The following is a 24,636-nucleotide window of genomic DNA, read 5'->3' on the forward strand; positions in this document are numbered from 1 at the left end:
CCTTCCACACCCAGTGGTCCGGCGACCGCACCGAGATCGAAGCCGAAGACACCCACTGACGCCTCCTGACGGAGAACCCCGCGCCACCACACGGCAGAGCGCGCTGCATGTCCCGGCGACCTCGACGTCGTGTCCGGTCTGAAGCGCGAGCGCGTTGCCGTCGGCAGCAGGCGCAGCCGGCCGGCGTGGTCGGGAGAGTGTCGACGCGGTGGATGCAGGGCCCGCAGTGCGGTGGGCGAGAGTGCTGCGGCATCAGGGCTTCTCCATCGGGCGGATCGCGCGCAACAGGGGTTGCGGTCGAACGACGATCGGCCGGATTACCAGCGGCGCGGGGGTGCAGAAAGTTCTGAGCGCAACGCCTCGCGTCAGCTGTGCGACCCGGTCAGCGCGAGCCCGCCGCCGAGGCCGATCATCATCGCGCCGCCGACGCCGGACAGCGTGGAAACGCGCCGCGGGGAGCGCGCGAACCACGCCCGGGCGGTGCCGGCGGTGAGTGCCCAGATGCTGTCGCACGCGAGCGCGAGAACGAGGAACACGAGGCCGAGCACGAGCAGCTGCAGCCACACGGCACCCGCCCGAGGGGCGACGAACTGCGGCAGTACGGCGAGGAAGAACGCGATCGTCTTCGGATTCGTGATGCCCACGATGAACCCCTGGCGCAAGAGCTTCCACGATGAGGTCCGCGTCTCGGAGGCGAGGTGCGTCCGCGCGTGCCGATGCCTGATCGCCTGGATGCCCAGCCAGACGAGGTAGAGCGCACCGGCGATCTTGATGACTGTGAACATCACCACCGAGGCGGCGACGATCGCGCCGACGCCGAATGCCACCGCGAGCACGGCGGGGATCAGCCCGAGGGTGTTCCCCAACACGCTCAGCAGCCCCGCGCGCCGGCCGAGCGCGATCGAGCGCCCGATCACGAACAGCACGCTCGGGCCCGGGATGACGATGATCGCCACGGACGTGATCGTGAATGCGAGGAGGTTCTCCATCGGGACCATGAGGGAGACACTACTCCGCCCCTCTCCAAATATCGCTCGAAATTAGAGAGAGTCTGAAGTAGAGTGATTCTCGCGCGGGCGTCTCGGTCCGTGGCGACAGAGGAGGAGCGGATGCCGAAGGCGATCATCATCGGGGCGGGAACTGCGGGACCCGCCGTGGCGCAGCTGCTCACCCGGCAGGGGTGGGAGGCGCCCGTCTTCGAATCCCGGACGGCGCTCGACCCCGCGGACGGGCTCTTCCTCAACGTCGCGGTGAACGGCCGCCGTGTGCTGGACCTCCTCGGGATCACCGGCCGGCTGCTCTCCGACGCGCACCGCGCAGGGGAGATGGAGATGTACAGCGGCAAGGGGCGGCTGCTCGCCACCGTCCCGAACGGCCCGGCGGGTCGCCCGGAGGACGGCGGCGCCGTGGTGCGCCGCGGCTGGCTGCAGCAGGTCCTCTGGGAGAGCGCCGCGGATGCCGGCGTGCGGATCAGCACGGGGCGGCGCCTGACCGGCCTCGAGGAGACCGTGGACGGCGTGCGGGCCTTCTTCGACGACGGCCACGTCGAGGACGGCGAGATCGTGATCGGCGCCGACGGCGTGGGCTCGCGCGTGCGCCGGTTCATCGCTCCGGAGGTCCGTGCCGAGTACACCGGCCTCGTCGGCGCCGGCGGCTTCGCCCGCGTCGCGGGGCTCGCACCGACCCCCGGCATCCAGCGCTTCGTGTTCGGCCGCCGCTCGTTCTTCGGCTACCTCGTGCGCGACGACGGCACCGTCTACTGGTTCGCGAATGCCACCGTCCCGGAGCCGCCGTCGCGGGAGCACCCGGCATCCGCCGTCGAGGTGCTCGCGCAGCTGCGGGTGCTCCACTCGGATGACCCCGAGCCGGTGCCGAGCATCCTGCGCGGGACGCAGGGATCCGTCGGCGCCTACCCGATCTTCCGTCTGCCCACCGTGCCGCGGTGGTGGCGCGGACCCGCGGTCGCTCTCGGCGACGCCGTGCACGCCACCAGCCCGTCCGCCGGGCAGGGGGCATCGCTGGCGCTCGAGGATGCCGCTGCCCTCGCGGCCTCCCTCGATCGCCATGCCGATCACGAGGCCGGGTTCGCCGCCTTCGAAGCGAGCCGGCGGGAGCGCGCGGAGAGGGTCGTCGCCTACGCGGCCGCGATCGACAGGCAGAAGAAGGCCGGCGGGAGCCGGATCGCCGGAGTCCTCAGGGACCTCTTGCTGCCGCTCTTCCTTCGCAATGCGACGAAGGACACGCGCTACGACTGGGTGTTCGAGGCCGAGCCGGCGCCGGTGGGCGCGGGGCGCGACGAGTAGATTGGGGCGCATGGACGCATCGCCCGACACGGCCGGGTCGCCGGAGCCGGAGTCGGCTCGCACCGATGCCATCGCCCGGCACGGCAGGGCCATGCAGGAGTTCATGGCTCGCGCCGTGCTCTTCCAGGATGCCGTGGCTCGAGCGGTCGGCCTCAACAGCACCGACCTCCAGACCATCGGCATCCTGATGAGCGGCGGGCCGCTCACCCCAGGGCAGCTCGCCGCGGAGGTCGGGCTCACCAGCGGCGGTGCGATCACAGCCGTGATCGACCGTCTCGAGCGGGCCGGCCACGTCACCCGCAGCCGGGATCCCGAGGACCGCCGCCGTGTCGTCGTCACCGCCGAGCCCACGTCGCTGATGCCGCGGATCGCTCCCGTCTACCGGCGCATCAGCGAGAGGTGGGGCGAGTACCTCGAGACGCTGACAGACGAGCAGCTCAGCTTCGCCACGGAGTTCCTCGAGCGGGCGGCCGCTCTGAACGTCGAGCAGACGCGAGAGCTCCGTGCCCCCATCTCCTGAGGCAGCAGTGCTTGCTCACGCGACGTCGTGGTGGTAAAAAATCTCTATCAGCAGTTGCAGATTATCTGAGTGAGCGGGCGAGCGGACATGGTCGGTCCGTCGTCCCGCGGAGAATCTGGAGGTGGTGAGCCGTGCAGGGCGGCATCGACCGGGTGTCGGAGGAGTTCTGGGACATCGTCTGCTCCGATCCGGAGCTGGTGGAGCTCGAGTTCCGGGCGATCATGGCCGGTGTGCGAGACGAGCCGATGATCGCCGCGATGCTGCGCGACTCCGGCGCGCAGGTTCCGTTCGTCGTGGCGGAACCTCTCACGCCGCGCGGGGAACGGGCGGTGCGCACGCGCAGTCGCGCGCGCTCGTCGATCCGCTCCCCTCCGCTGCGAGGTGCCGACTCCGTCGGCACCTGACTACTCCTCGCACTCCACCCCGTCGAACGCCTTTCTCAGTGCGCCCAGGGTCGGGTACCCGGCGACCACGGTGCACCGGCTGAGGCTCGCCTCGAGCGCGAGGTCGAGGGTGTCGCGGCTGAGCTCCGACAGCGTCCAGCCCAGCGGCGGGGTGATCGTCGGGGTGGTCGCTGCGGAGACGACGACGACCGGATGCCTGCAGATCGGGTCGTCTTCGGCGCACGCGGCGGTGGCGGCCAGTTCGCCGAGGCCGTCGGACAGCCGCTGCAGCCAGGCCTCCTCGCTGTTCTGCAGGCTCTTCGCCTTGAGACCGGCGAGCGGGATGAGGAACTCCGCCGCGAGCCGCTCCGCCTCGGCGTCGATCTCGAACCCGCGCTCGTTCTTGAGGTAGACGACGACCGGCCTGACCTCCGGAGCGGAAGCGCACTCCTTCTCGGCCGGAGCGCTCGCGCAATCGCGGTTGTGATCGTCGACGAGCCGCACGAGCTCGGGCATGAGATCCGCGAGGGGCGCGAGTCCGGAGCCGTCGCTGTATCCTCCGTCGACGAGCTGGGCGTCCGGCGCGGTCTCGCCCGCACCGCCGCTGCAGCCGTCGACCGGCATCCGTCCGCCCGGCGTCACGAACGGGAAGCGCGCCGAGAGCATCGCGACCGTCGACCAGCGCAGGTTGTCGGAGCAGTCCCGCCAGGCGTCGTCGAACTCGAGGGCGAACCCCGCCCCGGTGGTCGGTGACCCGCAGTCGTCGGCGGTCATCCGCTCGCCGCCCTGCCACGCCGGTCCCGCCGCCAGCGGCAGCTGGGTGACGCTGATGCGGCATCCGGATACCGAATCGGCCGAGTTCAGCACGAGGAACGGGCTGCCGGCCGGCGCCTCGGGGGAGTAGGAGCCCGCGAGCGGGGGGACCTGCTCGTCCCACGCCACCTCGAGGTGACCCGCTCGGTCGAGCCACGCGTTCCCGGTGGTCGGCACCCGGACTCCGGTGAGCGCCGCGATGAAGTCGCCGCCGAGGAAGCCGGTGACGACGCGGGCGAGCGGGGCGGGTCCGGTCAGGGCGGTCACCGCCGACGCCTCGGGCGACAGCGACTCCGCCTCGATCGCCGGTGCGTTCCCGGCCGTCACCACCTGGTCGATCGCGAGGCCCACGCTTCCACCGGAGATGCCGCTGGCGGCGAACAGCGCCGGTCCCAGGCAGTCGCTCGCGTGCAGCTCCTCCATGGCGCGCACGGTCCAGTAGGCGGCCCGCGCACCGCCGCCCTCCGCCGCCACGAGCAGCAGCGGCGTCGGTGCATCTCCGCAGCCGGGCGCCGACTCGAGCCATCGATCGAAGCTGTCCTTCAAGGCCTCCGCCAGCCGTTTGTCGGTCGACAGGCCCGAGGGATCCCGGGGCACGGCGGCGTCGTCGATGGTCCGGATGCCGTGCAGCTCCGGCACCGCCCACAGGGACACCGCGAACATGAACACCGTGACGATGGCGATGACGGGTGCGGCGCTGAGGCCGAGCTGACGGAACAGGGGCAGCGGCCGGCTCCGCTGCATGGACAGCATCACCCCGCCGAAGACCATGCTCCAGGCGAGCAGCAGCACGGTGGTCACCGCCACCGGCCCCAGTGAGGCGAAGGATGCCGGCGAGAAGGTCGCCCAGCCGATGAGGGTCAGCCCCACGCCCACGATCCCCACGTCGAACCGGAAGATCGCCGCCTCCTCGCTCGCCGGCGCGGCGATCTGAGGGTCGATGAGGATGCGTCCGAGACTCGGGTCGGCCTCCGGCTTCTCCAGCATCCGGTCCAGGCGGTGGATGCCGATCACCGGTGCCACGACGAGCCCGGCGACCATCGGCAGGGCGATGAGCAGTCCAGCCCAGACGGCGGGCCCGACGTGCACGGCCGGGTCGGCGGCGTCCATCAGCACCGGTGCGGTGAGAGAGCGGACGAGACCGAGCGGAGCGATGGCGAGCACCATCACGGCAAGTCCGTCGCCGACGAGCCATGCCGTGGCGACGACGTCCTCCGCCGGGTCCCGCAGCGGCGGGGCGGCGTCGCCGGCGCCGGTGTCGGCGGCGCGGTCGACCCCGGCGCCCGCGATGAGCGGACGCGGCGGCTCCGCGACCCGCCAGCCCAGGATTCCGGTGGTCCAGAGTTTCTTGAGCAGCGCGGAGAGCCCGATCACGATCGCGGAGACGCCGAACATCCCTCCCAGAGTCCGGATGTCCAGCCACTCGGCGGCGCCCGCCGCCCATGCCCACGCCGACAACCCGGCGAGGATGCCGGCGGGGACCAGCCACCACTGCGCGCTCCCGCCGGCCCAGGCGAGCTGAGCGCACCAGGCCGAGGCGACCGTCGCGATCAGGCACCCCGCGGCGGCCAGCAGCAGGATCCCGGCGACGTCGTCGGCGAGGGTGGCGAGCACCGCCATCGACAGCCCGGCGACCGGGACCCCCACCCACCAGGCGATGCTGTCGGGCGCGGCCTGCCAGTCATGGCCCTGCGACGTACGGAACCTCCGGTAGACGCGCTCGGTGCGGCGCCGCCCGAAGTACCAGAACAGCGCCGCCGTGCCGAGCAGCGCGAGGAAGGCGAGGGTCGCCTCGCCGGCCGGGCGTGCGAACCCGGAGCCGTCGCCGAACCACTCGCGCTGCACGTCGGGCAGCTGGTCGAAGATGCCGGAGAACGGCGCCAGCGCCACGAACCCGAACCCGGCGACGAAGAGCACGGTGAGCCGGTGCGTCCACAGGGCGATGATCGCCCTGGCGAGGCGGGCGCGCAGCGCCTCCCGGCTCGCGCGCACGAGCAGACCGCCGAGGAGGGCGAGTCCCAGCGCCACCCACTTCAGGACCGCCACCCACGCCAGTGCCGTCGGCAGCCAGCCCATCCAGGGAGCGGATGCCGCCACTGCGCCGGCCGTGACGACCAGCAGCGCCGCCTCGATGAGGTCGAAGCCGGCGGTCGCGATCAGCATCGTGAAGGCGAACCGCGAGCGCGCCAGCAGGATCCCGAGGAGCACGAAGTAGCCGGCCATGAACAGCAGGTCGCCGATCACGTAGCCGGCGATGAACGCGGGCAGGGAGGGCCGGTCCGCCGACCCCGCCCAGATCTGCCAGGAGTCGCGACCGGAGCAGGCGAAGAGGCCGGTCACGTCGCCGACGGACGCCACCCGGCCGTCGGGATGCACGATGGCCCCGATGAGCCGGTCGGCCTCCCGGAGGATCACCCAGCCGGTGAGGGCGACCACGACGGCGAGGGGCAGCCAGAGGCGCTCGCGCAGCCGGCGGGCGAACGGCGAGTTCGGGCCGCTCCACGGCGGCCCCCACGACGCACGCGGCGACCTCGGCGCCGGGGGATCGCCGCCCTGCGTCGTGGTCGCATCCGTTGCGCCGACGAGTTCCGAAGAGGACATGGCCGTCTCCTCCTGGTGCACCCAGAGACCCCCGTCCGCGCCAGCATCCCACTCCCGGCCCCCGAGCGCAACGAGTGCCCCGTGACCCTCGGGGGAGGTGGGGCCACGGGGCCGCTCGCCGCGCCGCGCCCGTCAGACTCGCACGGGCGCGATGCCGATCGCCCGCTCGCGCAGCTTCGCGAGCGCGCCGGCCGCCGGGAGATGCTCCCATTCGCCGGCGGTGGCCTCGAGGCCGATCGCGAGCCCGAGCGCGTAGTCGGCGTAGAAGTCCGGGATGGTCTTCAGCGCGACGTGCCACGGGATCGGATCCGGAGCATCCGGGAGCGGCGGGAACGGCTCCGGCTCGGGCGGGCAGATGTCGGGGATGTCGTCGAAGGCGATGCCGAGCAGGCGCGCCATGCCGGCCGCCCGGACGACGCCGTAGGCCGTCTTCAGCCCGTAGCGGATGCCGACAGACGACTCCTTCGGAGGGAGCGGCTGCGGGTTCAGCGCGGCATGGTGGTGTGCGGCGACGCGGCCGAGCGGCCCGAGCGGGCCGACGATCTCCTCCCAGAGGATCGGGTGGCGGTTCGCGAGGATCGCCCACAGGGCCGTCTCCCGCAGTGACTTCCTGGGTGCCATGGCAGCTCCCTCCTTCCGGCCCCGACGGGCCCTCTCGGTCCGCTCGTGCGGACCTCCGTGACCCGGAACAGGTCGATGGGAAGAGCGTCCTCAGCGCTCTCTGATACATGCCGGTCCGACGTATCAGGCCGGCCGGGTGACGGCTCTTCCCCTCCGACAATCCGTCATGAACTGGAGGTCTGACATGTCCGCACTGCTCCGCGTCGATGTGCTCTTCGACGAGAAGCCCGTTCCCGATGCCCACGTCGAAGTGGAGTCCGCCCGCGACGCCCGCTCCCTCGAGTTCCGCGAGGACCTCGGGGCGTACGCCGGTGAGAAGCTGCCACCGGGCACCGCCACCCTCACGGTCCGGCATCCGGACTTCGACGACCAGATCCGGCGCATCACCCTGCAGGAGGGGCAGAACGCCGAGCTGGTGCTGCTCGCGAAGCCCGGGACTCCGACGTTCTTCCGGGAGCGGGTGCGCGTGCCGATCACCGCCGAACCCGGCCTCATCGGCGTCACCCTCGCGAGGCAGGCGCGCCGGCAGAGTCGCATGGATGCGGTCGCCGCCGACCTCGGGCTCGACGAGCAGCAGCTCCCGGACCTCGCGCGTCAGGCCGGCATGCGCCTCTATCGTGCCGACGGCGGTCGGGTGGAGGAGGCCCTGAAGCGGCTCGACGCCCTCGACGAGGTCGAGCACGCCGGTGCCGTCGTTACCCAGGGAGCCGAGGGGTTCAGCCACCTCACCCGCGACATCGTCGTGCAGTTCCAGGGTCCGCGCCGCGAGGAGGCGGCCGCGATCGCGAAGGAGCTCGGCTGCGAGCTCGTCCGTGAACTGCCGTACGCGACGACGACCTTCGTGTTCCGTCTGCACCGCGGCGCCTCGCTCGACGCGCTGGAAGTGATCGAGAAGCTCGCCGCCCGAGACGACGTCGCCTGGGCGGAGCCGAGCCTGGCGGTCTCCCCGCAGGTCGACACGGTCACCCCGAACGACTTCCTCTTCCCCGGCGCCTGGGACCGCATCCTCGTCGGAGCCCCCGACGCCTGGCAGATCCTGCAGGACAACGGGCTGCAGACGTTCGGCGACCCGAACATCCTGCTCGCGGTGTGGGATTCCGGGGTCCAGGAGTCCGGCGGCGTCCCGACGAACCCGGACTTCGCCGGCACCCTCACCAACGGCCAGCCGAAGGTGTTCGCGTCGTTCGACTTCGACAACATGGTGGCGAACAACAACAGCCCGTGGGGCGACCACGGCTCCGGCGTGGCCGGCGTCTCGGTCGCGATGGCGAACAACCCGGCGCCCGGAGGCGGCGGCTACGGCATCGCCGGCGCCGCGCCCAACGTGCAGATGATGAGCGTCGTCGGCCGCACGCCGTACGTCGACATCGAGGTCTCCGACCAGTACATCTGGATGGCCGGCTTCGACCCGCAGAGCCCGCTGACCGGGTTCCCCGCACCGCTCAGCCGCGGCGCCGACGTCATCACCTGCAGCCTCACCCCGGGGGCGGGCTCCCCGCTGTCGGGCACGGCACGGGCGACGCTCGACTTCCTCACCACCTTCGGGCGGGGCGGCAAGGGCACTCTCTGCTTCTTCTCGACCGGCAACCAGAACCAGAACAACGTCACCGCGCGCCCCTGGGGCGCCTACGAGAAGTCGTTCGGCATCGCCGGCACGACGCTCGCGAACGACGGGGTCACCGAGGTGCGCGCCACGATGTCCGGCTGGGGCAGCATCGCCCTCTCCTCGCCGACCGAGGACTACGGCGGGGTCCACAACCCGCCGACCGGCTACTGCACGTGGGGCGCCGCCCACCTCGGCGGCGGGAACCTCCCCAGCCACCCGGCGATCACGACGACCATGACGGCGGCCAGCACGGCGGGCGCGACCACGATCACGGTGGCCAGCGTCGCCGGTCTCGCCGCGGGGCAGGTCATCCACATCGGGGCGATCGGGGCGAACGGCAGCGAGCCGGCCCGCATCTCGGCGGTCAACGCGGGAACGAAGACGCTCACCGTGGAGGGCTGGCCGGACTACTTCACGGAGTGGTCGGGCGGTCTCGTGAACGCCCACGCCAACGGCGCCGTCGTCGTGCAGGGGCCCGCGAACCACACCAACGCGTTCGGCGGCACCTCCTCGGCGACGCCGCTCGCCGCGGGCGTCGCCGCGCTCGTGCTCTCCGCCAAGCCGCAGCTCACCTGGGTGCAGGCCCGGCAGGTGCTCCGCGACACCGCGGTGCGGTTCGATCTCGCGAACACCGACCCGGTGGGGCAGTGGCTGGATGCCGCCGGCAACCCCTCCGTCACCTCGGGGCAGCCCGCCGTGCGCAGCGGCTGGTACGGCTACGGGCGCATCGACGCCGCCGCGGCGGTGCAGGGCGCGATCAGCTTCGGGGCGCTGCCGGACGTCGTGATGCGCGACAACCTCTCCGACAGCGGCAACGTGCCGAGCACCGGCGCGTTCTGGAACACCCCCGACGTGTGGTGCCGCACGACGAACCCCGCCTCGGACCCGGGAGCACTGCCCGCCGGGTACGGGAACGCCGGACCGCATCAGGATCCCATCCGCGGCCAGGCCAACTGGATCTACGCCCGGGTGCGCAACCGCAGCGCCACCGTCGCCTCGAACGAGGCCTGGGTGCGTCTGTCGATCACGCACTGGCCGGGAACCGAGTTCATCTGGCCGGCATCCTTCATCCCGACGAACGGACCGGGCGACCCGATCCCGTCGCCGATGACGCACGGCACGTACTTCATCGGCGAGGCGAAGGTGGGACCGCTCGCACCGGGAGCCGAGCAGATCGTGACGGTCGAATGGCCGGCAGGACTCGTGCCGCCGGACACGGTGATGATCGGCGGCAGCCCGGTGAAGTGGCATCCGTGCCTGCTGGCCGAGGTGACGCCGCACGACGGGCCGCTGCCGACCGGCAACCACGTCTGGGACGACAACAACCTCGCCCAGAAGAACATCGCCATCGTGGATGCCGACACGGGCGGCGGCGACTTCGCGACCGGCTTCGTGATCGGGCAGGACATCAACCGCGGGAAGTCGATGATCGTGGAGGTGCTCCGCGGAGACCTGCCGAAGTCGGTGCGGCTGTACCTCGACCTCGTCGACCCGGTGCTGCGGCGGCGGATGCGGGCGCTGGCCGAGCAGAACCGCAAAGAGCCCGTGGAGACGCCCACGCGGATCAAGCCGACCCGCACGCTCGCCACCCGGGGTCTCGCGATCCTCGAGCGCGACCCGCTGCTGCGGGGCATCAAGCTCCCCGCACGGCCCACCTGGTCGCTCGGCTTCGAGGGCGGGCGGGAGGTCGTGCTCCTCGCCCCGGTGAAGAGCGTGCGCGTCCCCGTGCCCGTGCCGGGGGAGCGGCCGACGCTGCTCGTGCTCGGCGGGGTCATCGAAGAGGGCACGCCCGAGGGCGAGTACGAGGTCGTGGTGCTGCAGCGCGACCACCGGGGGCGCATCGAGGGCTCGGTGGGCGTCGTCATCACGGTCGGCAAGGGCTGACGGACGTGACCGCCTTCCGGTGCTCCGTGCCGGCGACGACGGCGAACCTGCTCGTCGTCGCCCAGCTCGACGCCGACGGCACCATCGCTGCCGACCACCGTCAGGTGGTCGGCAGCGACCTCCGCCTGGTGCTGACGGATGCCGAGATCACCGCCGTCGAGGCCGCCGGCCTGCCGGTGACCCGGCTCGAGCCGCTGCTCGTGCGCGACGACCGCGACGATGTGAGCGGCGGACTCGTCGACATCGCGACCGGCTTCGTCTCCGGCTATCTCGACGGCCCGGGCGTCGCGGCGGCCGTGTCGGCGCTCGCCGCCGCGCATCCGTCGCTCTGCACGCTCACGACTCTCCCCGAGCCGACACCCGGGTACGACGGCTCCTTCGCGGCGGCCGCCGGGCCGGCATCCGTCCAGCTCCTGCGGATCACGACCACCCCGGCGTCGAGGGCGAAGCCCGGATTCCTGCTGATCGGCGGCACGCACGCGCGGGAGTGGATGAACCCGCTCATCGCGATCGAGTTCGCCGCGCAGCTGCTGAACAACTACGACCCCGCCAGCGCCGACCCGGGTGTGCAGGCGATCAACGCGCTCGTCGACGGGGTCGACATCCTCATCGTCCCCGTGCTGAACCCCGACGGGCTCACGTATTCGGTGCACGACGACGCGGGGTGGCGCAAGAACCGGAGGAACAACGGCGGCGGATGCTTCGGCGTCGACAACAACCGCAACTACGAGGTGTACTTCGGCGGGGCGGGCTCCTCGGGATCGCCGTGCAACGACACGTATCGCGGGGCGTTCGCCTTCTCGGAGGCGGAGAACCGCAACATCCGCTGGGTGCTCGAGCAGTTCCCGAACGTGCTCGTCGGCGTCGATGCGCACTCCTACGGGCAGCAGATCCTGCGGCCGAACCCGGCCGGCGGCAGCTTCGTCGGCTCCGAGCCGGTATCGGCGGCCGACGAGGCGATCTACGCGGGTCTGGAGACGACCCTGCGCACCGCGATCCAGTCGGTCAACGGCAATGCGTATTCGCTGGGCACCACCTCGAACCATGCCGGGCCCTCGGACGAGTACATGTTCTTCGCGCACCGCGTCTTCGGGTTCAACACCGAATGCGGGCTCGACTTCCAGCCGCCGTGGGCGCAGGCGACGCCGGTGATCGCCGAGGTGACGGCAGGGCTGCGCGCGCTCGCCGCGGCGACCAGGACCCTGACGGTCACGACGCCGACGCCGCTCAGCGTCGTGCAGTGCATCGACCGCACCGGCAGCATGGTGGCCTTCGGCTATGAGGCGGTGGCCCGGCAGAACGCGAAGCGGTTCATCGACCTCCTGTCGCTCGGCGACTCGACGGCCCTGGTGACGTTCGCCGATCCCGCGCCCGGGGTCACACCGCCCGGCGACCGGGCGACGGTCGAGGCGCCGCTGACGCTGCTCGATGATCCGGGAGACGCCGGGGCGCTGCGGGCGGCCGTCGACGGGATCGCCTTCGGAGGGTGGACGCCGATCGGCGCCGGGCTGCTGGCTTCCGCATCTCAGCTCTCCGGCGCGGCAGCGCCACGGGCGGTGCTGCTCATCTCCGACGGGTTCCAGAACGTCGATCCGCCCGTGGCGACGGCGCTGGCCGGACTGCCGGCGGGCCTGCGCGTGTACACGGTGGCGCTCGGGCCGGCGGCGGATGCTCCGCTGCTGCAGTCGATCGCGACCTCCACCGGCGGGATGTTCCTGAACAGCCCCACCGCCCTCGACCTGCATCTCGCCTACAACGACATGCGCGCGGGGATCACGGATCAGGGGCTCGTGGTGAATCAGGTCGACAGTGCGCCGGTCACCGACATCCCCGTCGAGCCGGGAGCGGAGGAGCTCACGGTGAGCCTGGTGGCGGGTTCCGGTGCGGGGCTCGCTGACGGGGTCGGGGGCGGGGTCGGGTTCGGGGTCGGGTTCGCTGAGGGGATTCGCGCGGGTCTCCGGACGGGGTTTCGCAAGCGGGGCGGCATCCGGCTCCTGTCTCCCTCGGGACGACCCGTTCATCCGGACGACTGGGGCGTCCGGATGAACGGGGACGACGGATACGTCAACATCTCCGTGTCGCGACCGGCGGCCGGGGTGTGGCGCCTCATCCGCGGCGACCAGCAGGCGCCGAGCGCCGTCGCCGCGTTCGTGCGCTCGCCGCTGCAGGTGCGCCTGCGGCTGCCCGACGTGATCGGCAAGGGGCGGAAGGCGACGGTCGACGTGCGGGCGCGGTTCGAGAAGCGCCCGCTCCGCGCACCGCGGCTCTCGGTCTCCTCGGTCGCCGACCCGCATCTCGTGCTGCCGGAAGGTGTCGATCCCGACCGCGGGCTCGAGCGGCTGTCGGCTGTGCTCCAGAAGCAGGCCGGTGTGCGCCGTCCGCCGACGATCTGGGACGGGGCCACTGCGGCAATGCCCGCAGGTTTCTCGACCGTGAGCATCCGGGTCGACGGACGTCTGCCCGGAGGGTCGCCCTTCGTGCGAGTGCTGCGAAGGAGCACCCGGGTTCGCTGAGGGAAGGGCGCGGCGTGCGGCCGGTGGTCGAGCTCCCGTCCACCGGTCGTTGAGCGAGGGGTGCGAGTCGAAACGCGCTGTCGGAGGGGGTTCTGCCCCGTGGTCGTTGAGCGAGCGAAGCGAGTCGAAACGCCTGTGTCTTGTCCGGTCGTTGAACCGAGCGGAGCGAGTCGAGATGCCCCTGTCGTGCTGCGGTCCTTGAGCCAGCGACGCGAGTCGAAACGCCCTGTCGGAGGGGGTTCTGCCCCGTGGTCGTTGAGCGAGCGAAGCGAGTCGAAACGCCCCCTCCGAACACGGCCCCAGAATCGGTCAAAAAGTTCTTCAGACCTGGGGGAAACCGGCGTCTCAATGTCGGTGGCCCTCGGCAGAATTGAGGTATGAACAGCCCCGCCGACACCCTCGCCCAGGTCACCTCCGGCCTGCGTGAGCTGCTGTCCGGGGACACGGTCGCGGGCCTGTCGGATGCCGACCGTGCAGCGCTGCTGGTCGGCCTGGGTGAGGTGTCGCGGCTGGCGGATGCCGGGGTGGTGGAGGCGGTGGCGACCGCGGATGTGGAGTTCGGTCACCGGTTCGGATGCCGCGGCATGAACGAACTCCTCCGCCGAGCGACGCTGGTCAACGCCCCGACCGCGGGGAGGATCATCCGGGCTGCGGATGCCGTGGCCCGGGAGGTGAACCTGGTGTCCGGGGAGCGGATGCCGGCCCGCTGGCCCGCGATGCGCGAAGCACTCCTGGATGGGGCGGTCGGGGTGGCGGGGCTGCTGGCGGCGGTGGGGCCGCTGGAGCGGGCCCGGGACCGGATCACGCTCGAGGAGCGGCTGTGGGCGGACGCCCATCTCGCGGCGTTCACGCGGGGTGAGGAGCTTCCGGGCGACGAGGCCGGTGGCCTCGATCCGGCGACCGCAGACGTCGACCGCGACGCGGCGACGACCGGCGACGGCGCCGATGCCGACGGCGACTACTCGGATGAGGCGGGCGCGGAGCGCGGTTCACCGCAGGGTCCGCGGGCGTCGGCGGAGGATTTGAAGTTGTTCGCGAGTGCGCTCGCGGTGGGGTTGGATCCGGATGGGGCGGAGCCGTCGGATCGGGAGGCGCAGGCGGGCCGGTGTTTCACGGTCGGCCGGCTGCGGAACGGATCGCATCCGGTGCGGGGCAACATCACCCCGGAGGTCGCGGCGGCGTGGCGCCTGATCAACGACGCCTACAACAACCCGAAAGTGGGCGGTGCTCCCGCTCCCCGTGTGCGGTTCGAGCCCGCCGATGATGAGGCCGCTGCCGACGGTGCCGACGGCGACGGTGAGGACAGGTTCAACATCGATCCGCGGAACCTGATCGACTCCCGCACGCCCGGGCAGAAGCGACACGATGCTCTCGCCGCCGCTTTGGGCATCGCGGCCCGCCATGACGACATGCCGTCCCTGGGTGGTGCCGCCCCGACCCTGGTGGTGCATGTGGATGTGAAGGACCTCGCCACCGGCACCGGATGGGCGACCATCCCGGGCGCAGAGGACCCGGTTCCGTTGTCCGTGGCCACCCACACGGCCTGCACGGGTGCGATCCAGCGGGTGCTCTTCGACGAGGGCCGGATCATCGGCATCACGACGACGGACCGGGTGTTCACGGTGCACCAAAGACGCGCGATCATCGCCCGCGACCGTGAATGCCTCATCCCCGGGTGTCACGTGCCCGCGTCGTGGTGCGAGATCCACCACGTGACCGAGCATGCGAAGGGCGGCCCCACGCACACGGACAACGGTGTCCCGTTGTGCTGGTGGCACCACCGGTCCCTGGATTACTCCGGGTGGGAGATCCGCATGAACAACGGCCTGCCGCAGATACGCGGGCCCGAGTGGTGGGACCCGGATCAGAAGTGGCGCACCCCGCGTCACACCGTCCCCGTGCCACCGAAGCGACGGACGGTGCTGCGCACCTGAACAGCATCCGCACACTTGTGTCGCGCTCCGGAAGGGGCGTTTCGACTCGCTTCGCTCGCTCAACGACCGGGCGTGCGATCGCTCGAACACCGGGACCGGGGCCGTGCCCCGGAAGGGGCGTTTCGACTCGCTCCGCTCGCTCAACGACCGGGTGGGGGTCGCTCAACGACCGGGTGGGTGCTCGTTCCACGACCGGCGGTAACGACCGGGGTTCCGAGCGGAGCGATGGATGTCGTGGGGAAGCTGGCACCGGGTCTGGCGGGAGCACGCCGAAGGCGAGCGAGGGCATGTCTTCCCCACGGCATCCATCGCGCAGCGACCCCCAAGAAACCCGCAAGAAGCCCCCGACGAGAATCCCGCCGAGAAACTCCAGCCGACATGTATCAGGACCGCTCTACCGCTCTCTTCTCCGTGTGGACACAATTGACCGTATGACGCAGGAGGGGGCCGCCGCGTCGGTCGAGTCCATCGAGCCCGCGCGTTGGGAACGCGCGGGCTCACTCTTCGTGCGGTGGCGGGACGGCGACAGCCGGGCGATGGACGAGCTCGTGCGCCTGATGACCCCGTCGCTGTGGCACATCGTCCGCGCGTACGGGCTGGATGCCGCGCTCGCGCAGGACGTCGTGCAGACCACGTGGCTGACGCTGGTGCGGCGACACGACTCCATCGCCGATCCGCTGGCCGTGTCCGGCTGGCTCACGATGTGCGCCCGGCGCGAGGCGTGGCGGGTGGGGCGCGGACATCGTCGCGCCGACGCGACGGAGCCCGAGACCCTGGAGCGGCACCTTCCGCTGCACGAGTCCGCCGAGCAGTCCGCCGCGGAGCACGATGACAGCCGCCGGCTGTGGCGCTCGGTCGGACGCCTGGACGAGCGCTGTCAGCGCCTGCTCCGGATCGTCGCGTTCGAGGAGCGTCCCGACTACGCACGCATCGCCGAGGACCTGCGGATGCCGGTCGGCTCGATCGGACCGACCAGGCAGCGCTGCCTCGGGAAGCTCCGCGCCCTGCTCGAGGGCGACGGCTGGGGAGGAAGAGATGACCAGTGAAGAGAAGGGCCGCGCACCCGACGCCGCCCTGTTCGCGCGCCTGCGCGACGCCTGGCAGGAGAGGGACCCGGTGCCGGACGATCTCGTCGACCGGATGGTCGCGGCCGTCGCCGTCGAGGACCTCTCGCGCGAGTACGCGCAGCTGACGCTCGTCGAGTCGTCGGCGCTCGATGTCGTCCGCAGCGAGAGCGACACGGCGACGCTGCAGTTCAGCGACGGCGAGACGAGCGTGCTGCTGCACGTCACCGCCACCGAGGACGGCTCCCGCCGCATCGACGGATGGGTGGACGCCGATGCGCTCGCCATCCGCCTGGCGCAGGGCGGGCACGACTGGGCGGCCGCGGCAGGGGACCGCGGGCGCTTCGAGTTCCGTGCGATCCCGGCCGGGCTGTCCCGGCTGCGCATCGTCGTGCGGGCCGCCGACGGCGGACTGACCGAGTTCCAGACGCCCCAGTTCGAAGTGTGAACGGGGAGCGAGCAGAAGCAGCACACGAGTGAGGAGATGCAGTGAGCGATCCACGCGGTGAGGGCAGGAACGGTGCGAGCGGCTGGAGAGCCGAGCGCAGCTTCGCGGTGGTCGACCCGGCGGGAGAGGCGCCGGGCACGGTGCTGCCCTCGGTCTATGTCGCCGACGAGCTGCTGATCGACCCCGGCGTGGCCGACCCTGGCACGATCGCACGGCTGCGCTCGCTCGCCGAGCGGACCGGATGGACCGTCACCGGCACCGAGAAGGACGACGCCCTCGAGGATCCGCGCACCGATCGGCGAGCGCGGAGGGCGCTGCCGCGGACCCGAGGGGCGAGCCGCTCCATCCGGGTGCGTCTGGGGGTGTCGGCCGAGGCCGAGCAGATCCCCCCGACGCCCGACGCATGGGCGCTGCTGCGCCAGCTGCGTCGCAGTGACGAGGGCGCCCGCGGGATCAGCCTCAATCACGTGCTCAGCACCGACGGCCTCGGGGTCAACCCGTTCAAGGCGAACCCGTTCAAGGCGAATCCCTTCAAGGCCAACCCGTTCAAGGCCAACCCGTTCAAGGCGAACGCGGGCACGGTCGGCATCGGCAGCTACGGCGAGATCGGCACCGGCGGCCTGCAGCCGGTGAGCTACCTCGGCCCGGAGCCGGCCAGGCGTCACCCGAACGCGATCCGCCCGATCGTCGCGATCTTCGACACCGGTGCGGGCGAGCATCCGTGGCTGGACGGCTCGATCGTCGAGCCGCGTCTCTCCGGCGGAGAGCCGATCGGCATCGACCCGGTCTCGCCCACCGACCCGGAGAGCGAGCCCTCGCTCGCCGAGCCGCTCGACGGCATCCTCGACGACGCCGCCGGGCACGGCACCTTCATCGCCGGGATCGTGCGGCAGGAGTGCCCCGATGCGATGCTCCTGCCCGTGCGGATCGCGGACGGCGACGGACTCATCCTCGAGAACGACCTTCTCGGCGCTCTGGGCCGGCTCGTCGCGTTCATGGACGACACCGCGCTCGAGGCGGAGCGCGGGGGCTCGAAGGTCACGGTGCTCAATCTGTCGTTCAGCTTCTCGCACGAGACGCCCGACGACCCCGACACGGTCTCCGAGCTGGGCCGGCTCCTCGACGAGATCCGCGCCCGCGGCTGCGTCGTCGTATGCTCGGCGGGCAACGAGGCCACCTCGAGGCCCACCTATCCGGCTGCTCTCCCTGCGAAGGAGCAGGGCCGTCACGTCTCGGTCGGCGCCCTCAACCCCTCCGACCACTCGGTCGCCCTGTTCTCGAACGTCGGCGACTGGGTCGAGACGTACGCTCCGGGAGTCGCGGTGCTGTCGATCATCCCCGTCTCCTTCCAGGGCGGGATCCAGGCCGGCACGAGGGACGACGCCCTCGGCCGCCGGCGGGAGACGGTCGACGTCGACGACTTCCGTGGCGGCTTCGGCGTCTGGAGCGGCACGTCGTTCGCGGCCCCCGTGGTCGCCGGGCGGATCGCGTCGCGGATCCTCGCGGGCGACACCCCCGAGGCGGCGAAGAAGAGCGTGCTCGGCGAGCTGCACGGGAGGGACCACTCGCGCATGCCGTGAGCACGCGCCATCCTGAGAGCATGACGCTTTCAGCGGCGGAGCTGCACCGCCGGGGACGCGCGCACCTGAACGAAGGGCGCAACGCCGCCGCGCGGCGCGTGCTCGCCCTCGCCGCGCAGCGCACCGACGATGCGGACCTGCGCGCCCGCATCGCGGGTTCGCTCGCAGCGGTGACGATCCGCCAGGGCGATCCGGATGCCGCCGAGGAGCTGTGCCGCGAGGCGCTCGCGATCCCCGGCGTCTCCGACGGCACCGCGGCGATCGTCTACGGTCAGCTCGGCCTGCTCGCTCTCGAGCGCGGCGCTCTCGACGAGGCGATCGCGATGCTGGACCGCGGGATCGCCGGCATCCGGGACGACGCCGAGTACCGTGCGCCGATGCTCGTCAACCGCAGCGTCGCGCACAGCCAGGCCGGGCACCTGGCGGCGGCGCGCGCCGACGTCGAGGCGGCAGCCCGCGACTACCGGACCGTCGGCGGTGAGGTCGAGCGGGCCATGGCGATGCACAACGCCGGCTACATCGCCCTGCTGGAGGGCGACCTCGTCACAGCCCTTCACCAGATGGGGGAGGCGCGCGGGGCCCTCGCCGCGGCATCCGCCGTCAACGCCGCCATCTGCGATCTGGACACGGCGGAGGTGCTGCGGGATGCCGGGCTCGCGCGGGAGGCCGAACGCCGCCTGGAGCGCGTCGTCGGCGTGTTCGCCGCCAACCGGATGCGGCAGGCGAAGGGCGAGGCGCAGTTCCACCTCGCGCGCTCCCTGCTCCTGCATTCCCCCGGGCGAGCGGCGTCGACGGCGGCGGCCGCCGTCCGCACCTTCCGTGCGATCGGCAGCGACTGGTGGGCGCTGCGCGCCGAGGCTCTGCGGCTGCGCGCCGTGCTCGTTCCGGCGAGCGAGGCGGAGGGTGCGCGCATCCGCGCCCAGGAGGCCATGCCGGCGGGCGTCGACGAGGCCGTCGCCGCGCTGCGGGCGCACGGACTGCACGCCGAAGCCGATGCGCTGCGGCTGACCCGCGAACTCCGGCTGGCGGGCTCCTCCGGGCGTGCAGGGCCCGTGCGCACGAGGCGGGACGCCCCGCTCTCGGTGCGGCTGCTCGCCCAGGAGGTGCGAGCGGCCCGTGCCGTGGCGCGCAGCGAGGAGGCGGGAGCGCGGCGGCACGCGGCCAGCGGGCTCGAGGAGCTCGCCGAGTGGCAGCGCTCGTTCGGCAGCCTCGACCTCGCGACCTCGCTCGCGATGCACGGCGGCGGCCTCGTCTTCGCGGGTCTCGGGTCGGCTGTGCGCTCGGGGCGGCCGGACGTGCTCTTCGAGTGGTCCGAGCGGGCGCGCCATCTCAGCCAGCAGGCCATCCCGGTGCGCCCGCCGCGCGACGAGGAACTGGCTGCCGACCTCGGTGAGCTGCGGATGCTGCGCGCGGAATCAGATCGCGGCGACTGGCTGTCGGCTCCGCGGGCCGTCGAGCTCAGCGAGCGGGTCCGGCGCCGGCAGTGGGCGGCCACCGGCGCTGCCGGCGCGCGCGCACGGCTCTCCCTCGATGCCCTGCAGGCCGCCCTCGGCGCCGACGAGGCCCTCGTGTCCTACGTCTACGACGGTGCGGGGCTGACCGCTCTGGCGGTCACCGCCGAGCGGGCCTCGGTGATCGGGATCGGGCCCTGGGCGCGCATCGACGCCGCGCACGCCGGACTGCGCGCCGATCTCGACGTGAGCGCCACCGTGCGCTCGGGTCCACTGGCGCCGGTGGTGCGGCAGTCGCTCGACGAGCGGCTGAGAGGTCTTTCCGCGTCTCTCGCGGATCCGCTCCTCGCCGCGATCGGCGACCGGCGGGTCGCGATCACGGTGCCCGGCATCCTCGGCGGCATCCCCTGGGGCATGCTGCCGGCCTTCCGCGGCCGGACGTTCACGATCGCGACCTCGGCGAGTCAGTGGATCGCCGACCGGAGCAGCCCGGCGGGGGGCGGCGTCGGCTTCGTGGCAGGGCCGCGCGTGGCACGCGGGGCCGAGGAGATCGAGCGCGGTGCGGCGGTCTGGGCGGCGGCAGAGATCCTCGAGGGGGCCGCGGCGACGGTCGACGGCACGGAGCGCCTGGCCTCGCGGGTCGGCACGCTGCATGTCGCCGCGCACGGCCGGCACGCGGCGGAGAACCCGCTGTTCTCCGGTCTGGAGCTCGCCGACGGCACCCTGTTCGGCTACGACGTCGACCTCGTGCCCCAGGTGCCGCACACGGTGGTTCTCTCCGCCTGCGAGCTCGGCCGATCGTCCGTGCGCTGGGGCGAGGAGGCGATCGGGATGACTCGCGTCTGGCTGCACGCCGGCACCCGCTGCGTCATCGCCTCCCCGGTCGTGGTCGCCGACGACGTCGCGTGCGAGCTCCTCGCGGCCATGCACGAGGGACTGTCCGGCGGGCTGCGGCCCGCCGAGGCGCTCGCGCGGGCGGACGCCGCGACCGGCCTCGTCGCGCCGTTCCAGGCGCACGGCGCGGGCTTCTGAGCTCCCACGGGGTCTCGCGCGGGTCCGCGACCCTCGGGCCGGCGCAACACGGGCAGGAGCCGGCCGCGACCCCTCATAGGATCGTCACGTGACCCCCGCCACGCCGCCCCTGGGCCTCCTCCTCGACGTCGACGGACCCATCGCCAGCCCCGTGACCCGCACGATCGCGATCCCGAGCATCGCCCGCGATCTCGCGGAGCTCGCCAACCTCGGCATCCCGATCGCGTTCAACACAGGGCGGTCCGACGCCTTCCTCCGCGAGCAGGTCATCCCGCCGCTGCGGGAGGCCGGCCTCGACGAGGGCGTGCGGCTGTGGGGCATCTGCGAGAAGGGCGCGGTCTGGATGCGGATCACGGCCGACGGCGCCGGCGCGGTGCACGTCGACGACGACCTCCGGATGCCGGAGGCGTTCGACCGCGAGATGGAGCGGCTCGTCCGCGAGGAGTTCGCCGACATCGTGTTCTACGACGACACCAAGCGGGCGATGGTCTCTCTCGAGCAGCTCACGGACATCCCCAACGAGACGTTCCGCGCCGCGCAGCCTGCGCTCGACGACGCGATCGCCGCCGTCCTGCGCCGGCTGGACCTCGGGTACGAGCGCGAGGAGGAGCGCGTCCCCGACTCCCGCGGCCGCATCCGCTACCGCATCGACCCGACGATCATCTCCACCGACGTCGAGTCGAACCGCACCGGCAAGGACCTCGGCGCCCGCCTGATGCTGTCGTTCCTCGACGGCGAGGGCATCCCGCGTCCGCGCAGCTGGCGGACCATGGGCGACTCCCGCACCGACTACGCGATGTCCGACTGGCTGCACGAGAACGGCCACGACGTCGTGCACGTCGACGTGCGTCCGGGCGACGGCATCCCGCCCACCCCGTACCCGGTGCGCCACCACTCGACCCTCGTGCACGACGACGCCGGCGCGCTCTGGCTGCGCCGCTGGGCCGAGATCGCCCGTGGCGAGGCCGAGGACGACGCCGACCTCGGCTGATCCGGTCGCGCGACCCGCTACCGTAGGGCACATGCGACAGGCCCTCCGCACCTTCGGGCGCATCCTCGCCCGGCACTGGCCCGCCCTCATGGCGTGGTACCTGGGCGGGGAGGCGCTGCATCAGGCGCTCGTGCAGCTGGCGGGGTTCGTCGGCGGCCACACCACCCTCGGCGGCCTGCTGCTGCTCCCGCTCGCGGTCGCCGCGCGGCTCGTGTCGTACGTCGCGATGTACCTCACGGTGCGGCCGTCGATGCCGCACGCCGCCGAGCGCACGCGCTCCGGCATCGAAGGCTTCGTCCGGTCGACGCTGGTGGCCATCCTGCCGTTCTTCGCCTTCTACGCGGCGTGGGGCATGCTCGACCGCGACCAGAAGGAGTTCTTCATCATCGCCTCGGCCGTCGCGTTCCGCGAGTCCGGGTTCACCGACCTCGGCGACCGCGGCGGCCTCATCTCGGTCGGACTGCTGCCGGTGTTCGTGCTCGTCGTCGCCCTGCTCGGGAGGCTCCTGCTCGCGCGGTTCCGCGAGCGGCTTCCGGAGTGGACGCTCGCCTTCGCCGTGTACCTCGAGGCGCTGTGGACCTTCATGCTGTTCACGCTGGTCGCCCAGTGGTGGGCGGACGTCAGGGAGTGGCTCGCGGGGCGCGCCTTCGCCTCCTGGCTGGACGAGTTCGGCGACGGCGTCGCCGCGAGCATCCCGGCGATCGCCACGATCTGGGAGGCGATCCTCTGGCTCGTGGGCATCGTCGTCGCCGCGGTGATCGTCCCCGCGGCCTGGCTCGCGGTCGCCGGCATCATCTACGGCGCCGACTTCGCGACGCTCCCGCCGCTGCTGCAGCGGATGGAGGCGCGACGCGGCGCCACCGGCACCCTGTCGCGGACGCTGCTGCGCCAGCTCGAGGACGTCGGGGCCGCGCTCGCCGCGATCTGGCGGGGAGGACCGCTGCTCTTCGGGATCTTCGCCGCCGCGTACGCCCTCTGGGCGCTCGCCGAGCGCGCCGGAACCCGAGGGCTGCTGGAGGCCATCGGCGGCCAGGACGGGGACTTCTGGTCCGCGTTCTTCCCCCTCATCCTCGTCGCCGTCGCCGTCATCGCCGAGCCCCTGCGCGTCGCGGTCGTCGCCACGGCCTTCGACGCCGTCGTCGGCCGGCCCGCCGCCGGGATCAACGTGCGGGCGTCAGGGCTCCACCCGGAACCGGGCCTCTTCGTCGCCGGCGGAGACGTCGAACCAGAAGGGGCCGTCGGCGTCCTCCGGGAGCAGGAACACCGAGAGGATGCCGTAGGAGGGTGAGTCCGACCGGCACGACGACTCCCCGGCGTCGAAGGGCACGTCCAGGTCGCGACGGGCATCGTGCCACACCCGCTCCCCGTCGGCCTCGCTGAGCACGAAGGTCCCGCACAGCTCGGCGTCGGCGGTGCTGTGCGCGTCGATCCGCACGCTCAGCGTCCTCGAGCCGTCCGGCGCCTCGAACTCGCCCCACCGCGCCGAGGTGACGTCGAGCTCGTTTCCGCCGAGCTCCGCGGCCCCGTCGACGACCCGGGGTGCCGGCTCCTGGTTCTCGGCGACGGGGCGCGCGTCGAACCAGAGGTGCACGCCGACGACGGCCGCCGCCGAGACGAGCAGCGCGATGAGGGGCGCGCGCTGCGCCCGCCACCCGGTCACGGCGCGCCGATCCGCGGCTCGGCGAGCTCGATGCTCGCGACGGACGGCGACTCGTCCAGGGACAGGGTGAAGGCGAGGACGTCATCGAGCTCCGGTGTCGAGTACTGCGACGTCAGCCGCAGCTCGCCCGTTCCGCTGCGGAGGCCGTCGGGCAGCTCGAAGGCCAGGAATCCGACGGTGTCGGTGCCCACGTGGAGCTGCGCGTCGACCATCGTGTCCGGCGGGCGCTCGCTCGCCTGGTACACGCGCCCGTCGACGCGGAGCGTCGCGAGGGGGACCTCCGCGTCGTCCTCCGTCCGCGGCGCTGACGCGACGATCTCGACCACCAGCCAGTTGCCCTCCGCCCTCCAGTCCCCGTCGTCGGCGACGATCTCGTCGGCGAACGACGTGCCGGCGACGGCGGCGATCAGCGTGCGCCCCGTCGCCTGCTCGCCGGCGCCCGCGCGCACGAGCACCGGATCGTACAGCGACTCCTCGGCCGGCGTGAGCCCGCTGACCAGGCCGGCGACGAGGACGAGGCCGGCTCCGGCGAGCCAGGCGGATGCCGCGGGCCTCATCGTCCGGCCTCCGCGGTGATGCGCGCCACGACCGCTCCCGCGTTCCAGGTCTCGACGGATGCCGAGAGGATGACCGCACCGTGACGGACGACGGCCTCGTGCACGTCGATCGTCACCTTGCCTCCCTCGAACGCGTCCTCGTCCGCCCTCCACGCGACGGCGACCTCGCTCGGCACCCCCGGCTGGAGGACGAGCGAGCCGGCGGATTCGCCGTCGCGCCAGACGGTGGGGCCGACGGACTGGTCGACGCCGTGGACCTCGAGGAGCGCGCGGCCCGGACTGACGAGGTTGGACGTGAGGCGGTCGGTGCTCGAGGGGATCCCGATCGGCCGGTCGGAGAGGTTCTCCAGCAGCATCCGGATCACCAGCAGGGTCTCGCCCTCGTCGGCGTCGAGCAGCTGCTCCTCGATCTCGTCGGTCAACTGCGCGTCGAGCACCGTGACGGCGTAGGTCGGGGTGCGGACCTCCTCTCCGGCCCGTGCCGGGGCCGGCGACGACCGCGCGGGCTCCAGCCCGCCGGTGAGGATCACCACCACGAGGAGGACGACGGCGACCGCGGCGACCGCCCATGCCGGTCGCGGGAACGCGACGACGGCGTCGGCGAGGCGCGTGAGGATGGCGCGCAGACCACGCGCGAGCGCCCCCGTCGATGTCACGACGTCAGCCTAGCGGGCC

Annotated in this window: 18 protein-coding genes; 12 read left to right on the forward strand and 6 right to left on the reverse strand. The window is 72.4% G+C overall.

Annotated features, from left to right (window positions below; genetic code table 11):
• Nucleotides 1–365: 365 nt before the first annotated feature.
• Nucleotides 366–998: a LysE family translocator gene (locus tag G6G98_RS13820; protein WP_067353854.1), complete on the reverse strand. Its 633-nt coding sequence runs from the start codon at nucleotides 996–998 to the stop codon at nucleotides 366–368.
• A gap of 111 nt (nucleotides 999–1,109) precedes the next feature.
• Here G6G98_RS13820 and G6G98_RS13825 point away from each other — a divergent pair, with 111 nt between their 5' ends.
• The 3 genes from G6G98_RS13825 (at nucleotide 1,110) to G6G98_RS13835 (ending at nucleotide 3,227) form a co-directional block, all read left to right on the forward strand.
• Complete coding sequence (locus G6G98_RS13825) at nucleotides 1,110–2,303, forward strand: FAD-dependent oxidoreductase (RefSeq protein ID WP_164234311.1); 1,194 nt, start codon at nucleotides 1,110–1,112, stop codon at nucleotides 2,301–2,303.
• A gap of 10 nt (nucleotides 2,304–2,313) precedes the next feature.
• Nucleotides 2,314–2,823 carry a MarR family winged helix-turn-helix transcriptional regulator gene (locus G6G98_RS13830; RefSeq protein WP_164234312.1) on the forward strand — a complete coding sequence of 170 codons (510 nt, stop codon included), beginning with the start codon at nucleotides 2,314–2,316 and terminating at the stop codon, nucleotides 2,821–2,823.
• A gap of 131 nt (nucleotides 2,824–2,954) precedes the next feature.
• Complete coding sequence (locus G6G98_RS13835) at nucleotides 2,955–3,227, forward strand: hypothetical protein (RefSeq protein ID WP_164234313.1); 273 nt, start codon at nucleotides 2,955–2,957, stop codon at nucleotides 3,225–3,227.
• Here G6G98_RS13835 and G6G98_RS13840 read toward each other — a convergent pair whose 3' ends face one another.
• Together G6G98_RS13840 and G6G98_RS13845 are read right to left on the reverse strand one after the other, a co-directional pair.
• Nucleotides 3,228–6,620, reverse strand: coding sequence for a hypothetical protein (locus G6G98_RS13840; protein ID WP_164234314.1), 3,393 nt, complete (start codon nucleotides 6,618–6,620; stop codon nucleotides 3,228–3,230). It abuts the gene before it with no gap.
• Between the two features lie 132 nt (nucleotides 6,621–6,752).
• Nucleotides 6,753–7,241, reverse strand: coding sequence for a hypothetical protein (locus G6G98_RS13845; RefSeq protein WP_067353866.1), 489 nt, complete (start codon nucleotides 7,239–7,241; stop codon nucleotides 6,753–6,755).
• Nucleotides 7,242–7,425: 184 nt separating this feature from the next.
• Here G6G98_RS13845 and G6G98_RS13850 point away from each other — a divergent pair, with 184 nt between their 5' ends.
• The 9 genes from G6G98_RS13850 (at nucleotide 7,426) to G6G98_RS13890 (ending at nucleotide 23,032) form a co-directional block, all read left to right on the forward strand.
• On the forward strand, nucleotides 7,426–10,731 hold the full coding sequence (locus tag G6G98_RS13850) for a S8 family serine peptidase (protein WP_164234315.1): 3,306 nt from the start codon (nucleotides 7,426–7,428) through the stop codon (nucleotides 10,729–10,731).
• A 5-nt stretch (nucleotides 10,732–10,736) separates the two neighbouring features.
• A complete protein-coding gene (locus G6G98_RS13855) occupies nucleotides 10,737–13,244 on the forward strand; it encodes a M14 family zinc carboxypeptidase (protein ID WP_164234316.1) in 2,508 nt (835 codons plus the stop codon).
• A 377-nt stretch (nucleotides 13,245–13,621) separates the two neighbouring features.
• Complete coding sequence (locus G6G98_RS13860; protein WP_164234317.1) at nucleotides 13,622–15,178, forward strand: HNH endonuclease signature motif containing protein; 1,557 nt, start codon at nucleotides 13,622–13,624, stop codon at nucleotides 15,176–15,178.
• Nucleotides 15,179–15,609: 431 nt separating this feature from the next.
• Complete coding sequence (locus tag G6G98_RS13865) at nucleotides 15,610–16,224, forward strand: RNA polymerase sigma factor (protein ID WP_067353874.1); 615 nt, start codon at nucleotides 15,610–15,612, stop codon at nucleotides 16,222–16,224.
• Nucleotides 16,214–16,690 carry a hypothetical protein gene (locus G6G98_RS13870; protein ID WP_067353876.1) on the forward strand — a complete coding sequence of 159 codons (477 nt, stop codon included), beginning with the start codon at nucleotides 16,214–16,216 and terminating at the stop codon, nucleotides 16,688–16,690. The genes G6G98_RS13865 and G6G98_RS13870 overlap by 11 nt, the downstream gene beginning before the upstream one ends.
• A gap of 41 nt (nucleotides 16,691–16,731) precedes the next feature.
• Nucleotides 16,732–18,270, forward strand: coding sequence for a S8 family peptidase (locus G6G98_RS13875; RefSeq protein ID WP_164234318.1), 1,539 nt, complete (start codon nucleotides 16,732–16,734; stop codon nucleotides 18,268–18,270).
• Between the two features lie 20 nt (nucleotides 18,271–18,290).
• Nucleotides 18,291–20,753, forward strand: coding sequence for a CHAT domain-containing protein (locus tag G6G98_RS13880; RefSeq protein ID WP_164234319.1), 2,463 nt, complete (start codon nucleotides 18,291–18,293; stop codon nucleotides 20,751–20,753).
• An 88-nt stretch (nucleotides 20,754–20,841) separates the two neighbouring features.
• A complete protein-coding gene (locus tag G6G98_RS13885) occupies nucleotides 20,842–21,744 on the forward strand; it encodes a hypothetical protein (RefSeq protein WP_164234320.1) in 903 nt (300 codons plus the stop codon).
• 31 nt (nucleotides 21,745–21,775) lie between these two features.
• Nucleotides 21,776–23,032 (forward strand): hypothetical protein, encoded by a 1,257-nt coding sequence (locus G6G98_RS13890; protein ID WP_164234321.1) that lies wholly within the window; start codon nucleotides 21,776–21,778, stop codon nucleotides 23,030–23,032.
• Here the strand turns inward: G6G98_RS13890 and G6G98_RS13895 are convergent.
• Genes G6G98_RS13895 through G6G98_RS13905 form a run of 3 tightly spaced genes read right to left on the reverse strand, consistent with a single transcriptional unit; the run spans nucleotide 22,919 to nucleotide 24,617 of the window.
• Entirely contained in the window at nucleotides 22,919–23,404 is a 486-nt protein-coding gene (locus G6G98_RS13895; protein WP_164234322.1) for a hypothetical protein, read from the reverse strand. The two genes, G6G98_RS13890 and G6G98_RS13895, sit on opposite strands and share 114 nt — an antisense overlap.
• Complete coding sequence (locus G6G98_RS13900; protein ID WP_067353892.1) at nucleotides 23,401–23,961, reverse strand: hypothetical protein; 561 nt, start codon at nucleotides 23,959–23,961, stop codon at nucleotides 23,401–23,403. Before G6G98_RS13900 ends, G6G98_RS13895 begins: the two co-directional genes overlap by 4 nt.
• Entirely contained in the window at nucleotides 23,958–24,617 is a 660-nt protein-coding gene (locus tag G6G98_RS13905; RefSeq protein WP_164234323.1) for a hypothetical protein, read from the reverse strand. The genes G6G98_RS13900 and G6G98_RS13905 overlap by 4 nt, the downstream gene beginning before the upstream one ends.
• Nucleotides 24,618–24,636: the final 19 nt, after the last annotated feature.

Source organism: Microbacterium hydrocarbonoxydans (genome assembly GCF_011752045.1).
Taxonomy (GTDB): Bacteria; Actinomycetota; Actinomycetes; order Actinomycetales; family Microbacteriaceae; genus Microbacterium.

Bases quoted from the DNA above. Each gene is read 5' to 3' on its own strand.
- G6G98_RS13820 (WP_067353854.1), bottom strand. From the start codon at position 998: ATGGTCCCGATGGAGAACCTCCTCGCATTCACGATCACGTCCGTGGCG.
- G6G98_RS13825 (WP_164234311.1), top strand. From the start codon at position 1,110: ATGCCGAAGGCGATCATCATCGGGGCGGGAACTGCGGGACCCGCCGTG.
- G6G98_RS13830 (WP_164234312.1), top strand. From the start codon at position 2,314: ATGGACGCATCGCCCGACACGGCCGGGTCGCCGGAGCCGGAGTCGGCT.
- G6G98_RS13840 (WP_164234314.1), bottom strand. From the start codon at position 6,620: ATGTCCTCTTCGGAACTCGTCGGCGCAACGGATGCGACCACGACGCAG.
- G6G98_RS13845 (WP_067353866.1), bottom strand. From the start codon at position 7,241: ATGGCACCCAGGAAGTCACTGCGGGAGACGGCCCTGTGGGCGATCCTC.
- G6G98_RS13850 (WP_164234315.1), top strand. From the start codon at position 7,426: ATGTCCGCACTGCTCCGCGTCGATGTGCTCTTCGACGAGAAGCCCGTT.
- G6G98_RS13860 (WP_164234317.1), top strand. From the start codon at position 13,622: ATGAACAGCCCCGCCGACACCCTCGCCCAGGTCACCTCCGGCCTGCGT.
- G6G98_RS13865 (WP_067353874.1), top strand. From the start codon at position 15,610: ATGACGCAGGAGGGGGCCGCCGCGTCGGTCGAGTCCATCGAGCCCGCG.
- G6G98_RS13870 (WP_067353876.1), top strand. From the start codon at position 16,214: ATGACCAGTGAAGAGAAGGGCCGCGCACCCGACGCCGCCCTGTTCGCG.
- G6G98_RS13880 (WP_164234319.1), top strand. From the start codon at position 18,291: ATGACGCTTTCAGCGGCGGAGCTGCACCGCCGGGGACGCGCGCACCTG.
- G6G98_RS13890 (WP_164234321.1), top strand. From the start codon at position 21,776: ATGCGACAGGCCCTCCGCACCTTCGGGCGCATCCTCGCCCGGCACTGG.
- G6G98_RS13900 (WP_067353892.1), bottom strand. From the start codon at position 23,961: ATGAGGCCCGCGGCATCCGCCTGGCTCGCCGGAGCCGGCCTCGTCCTC.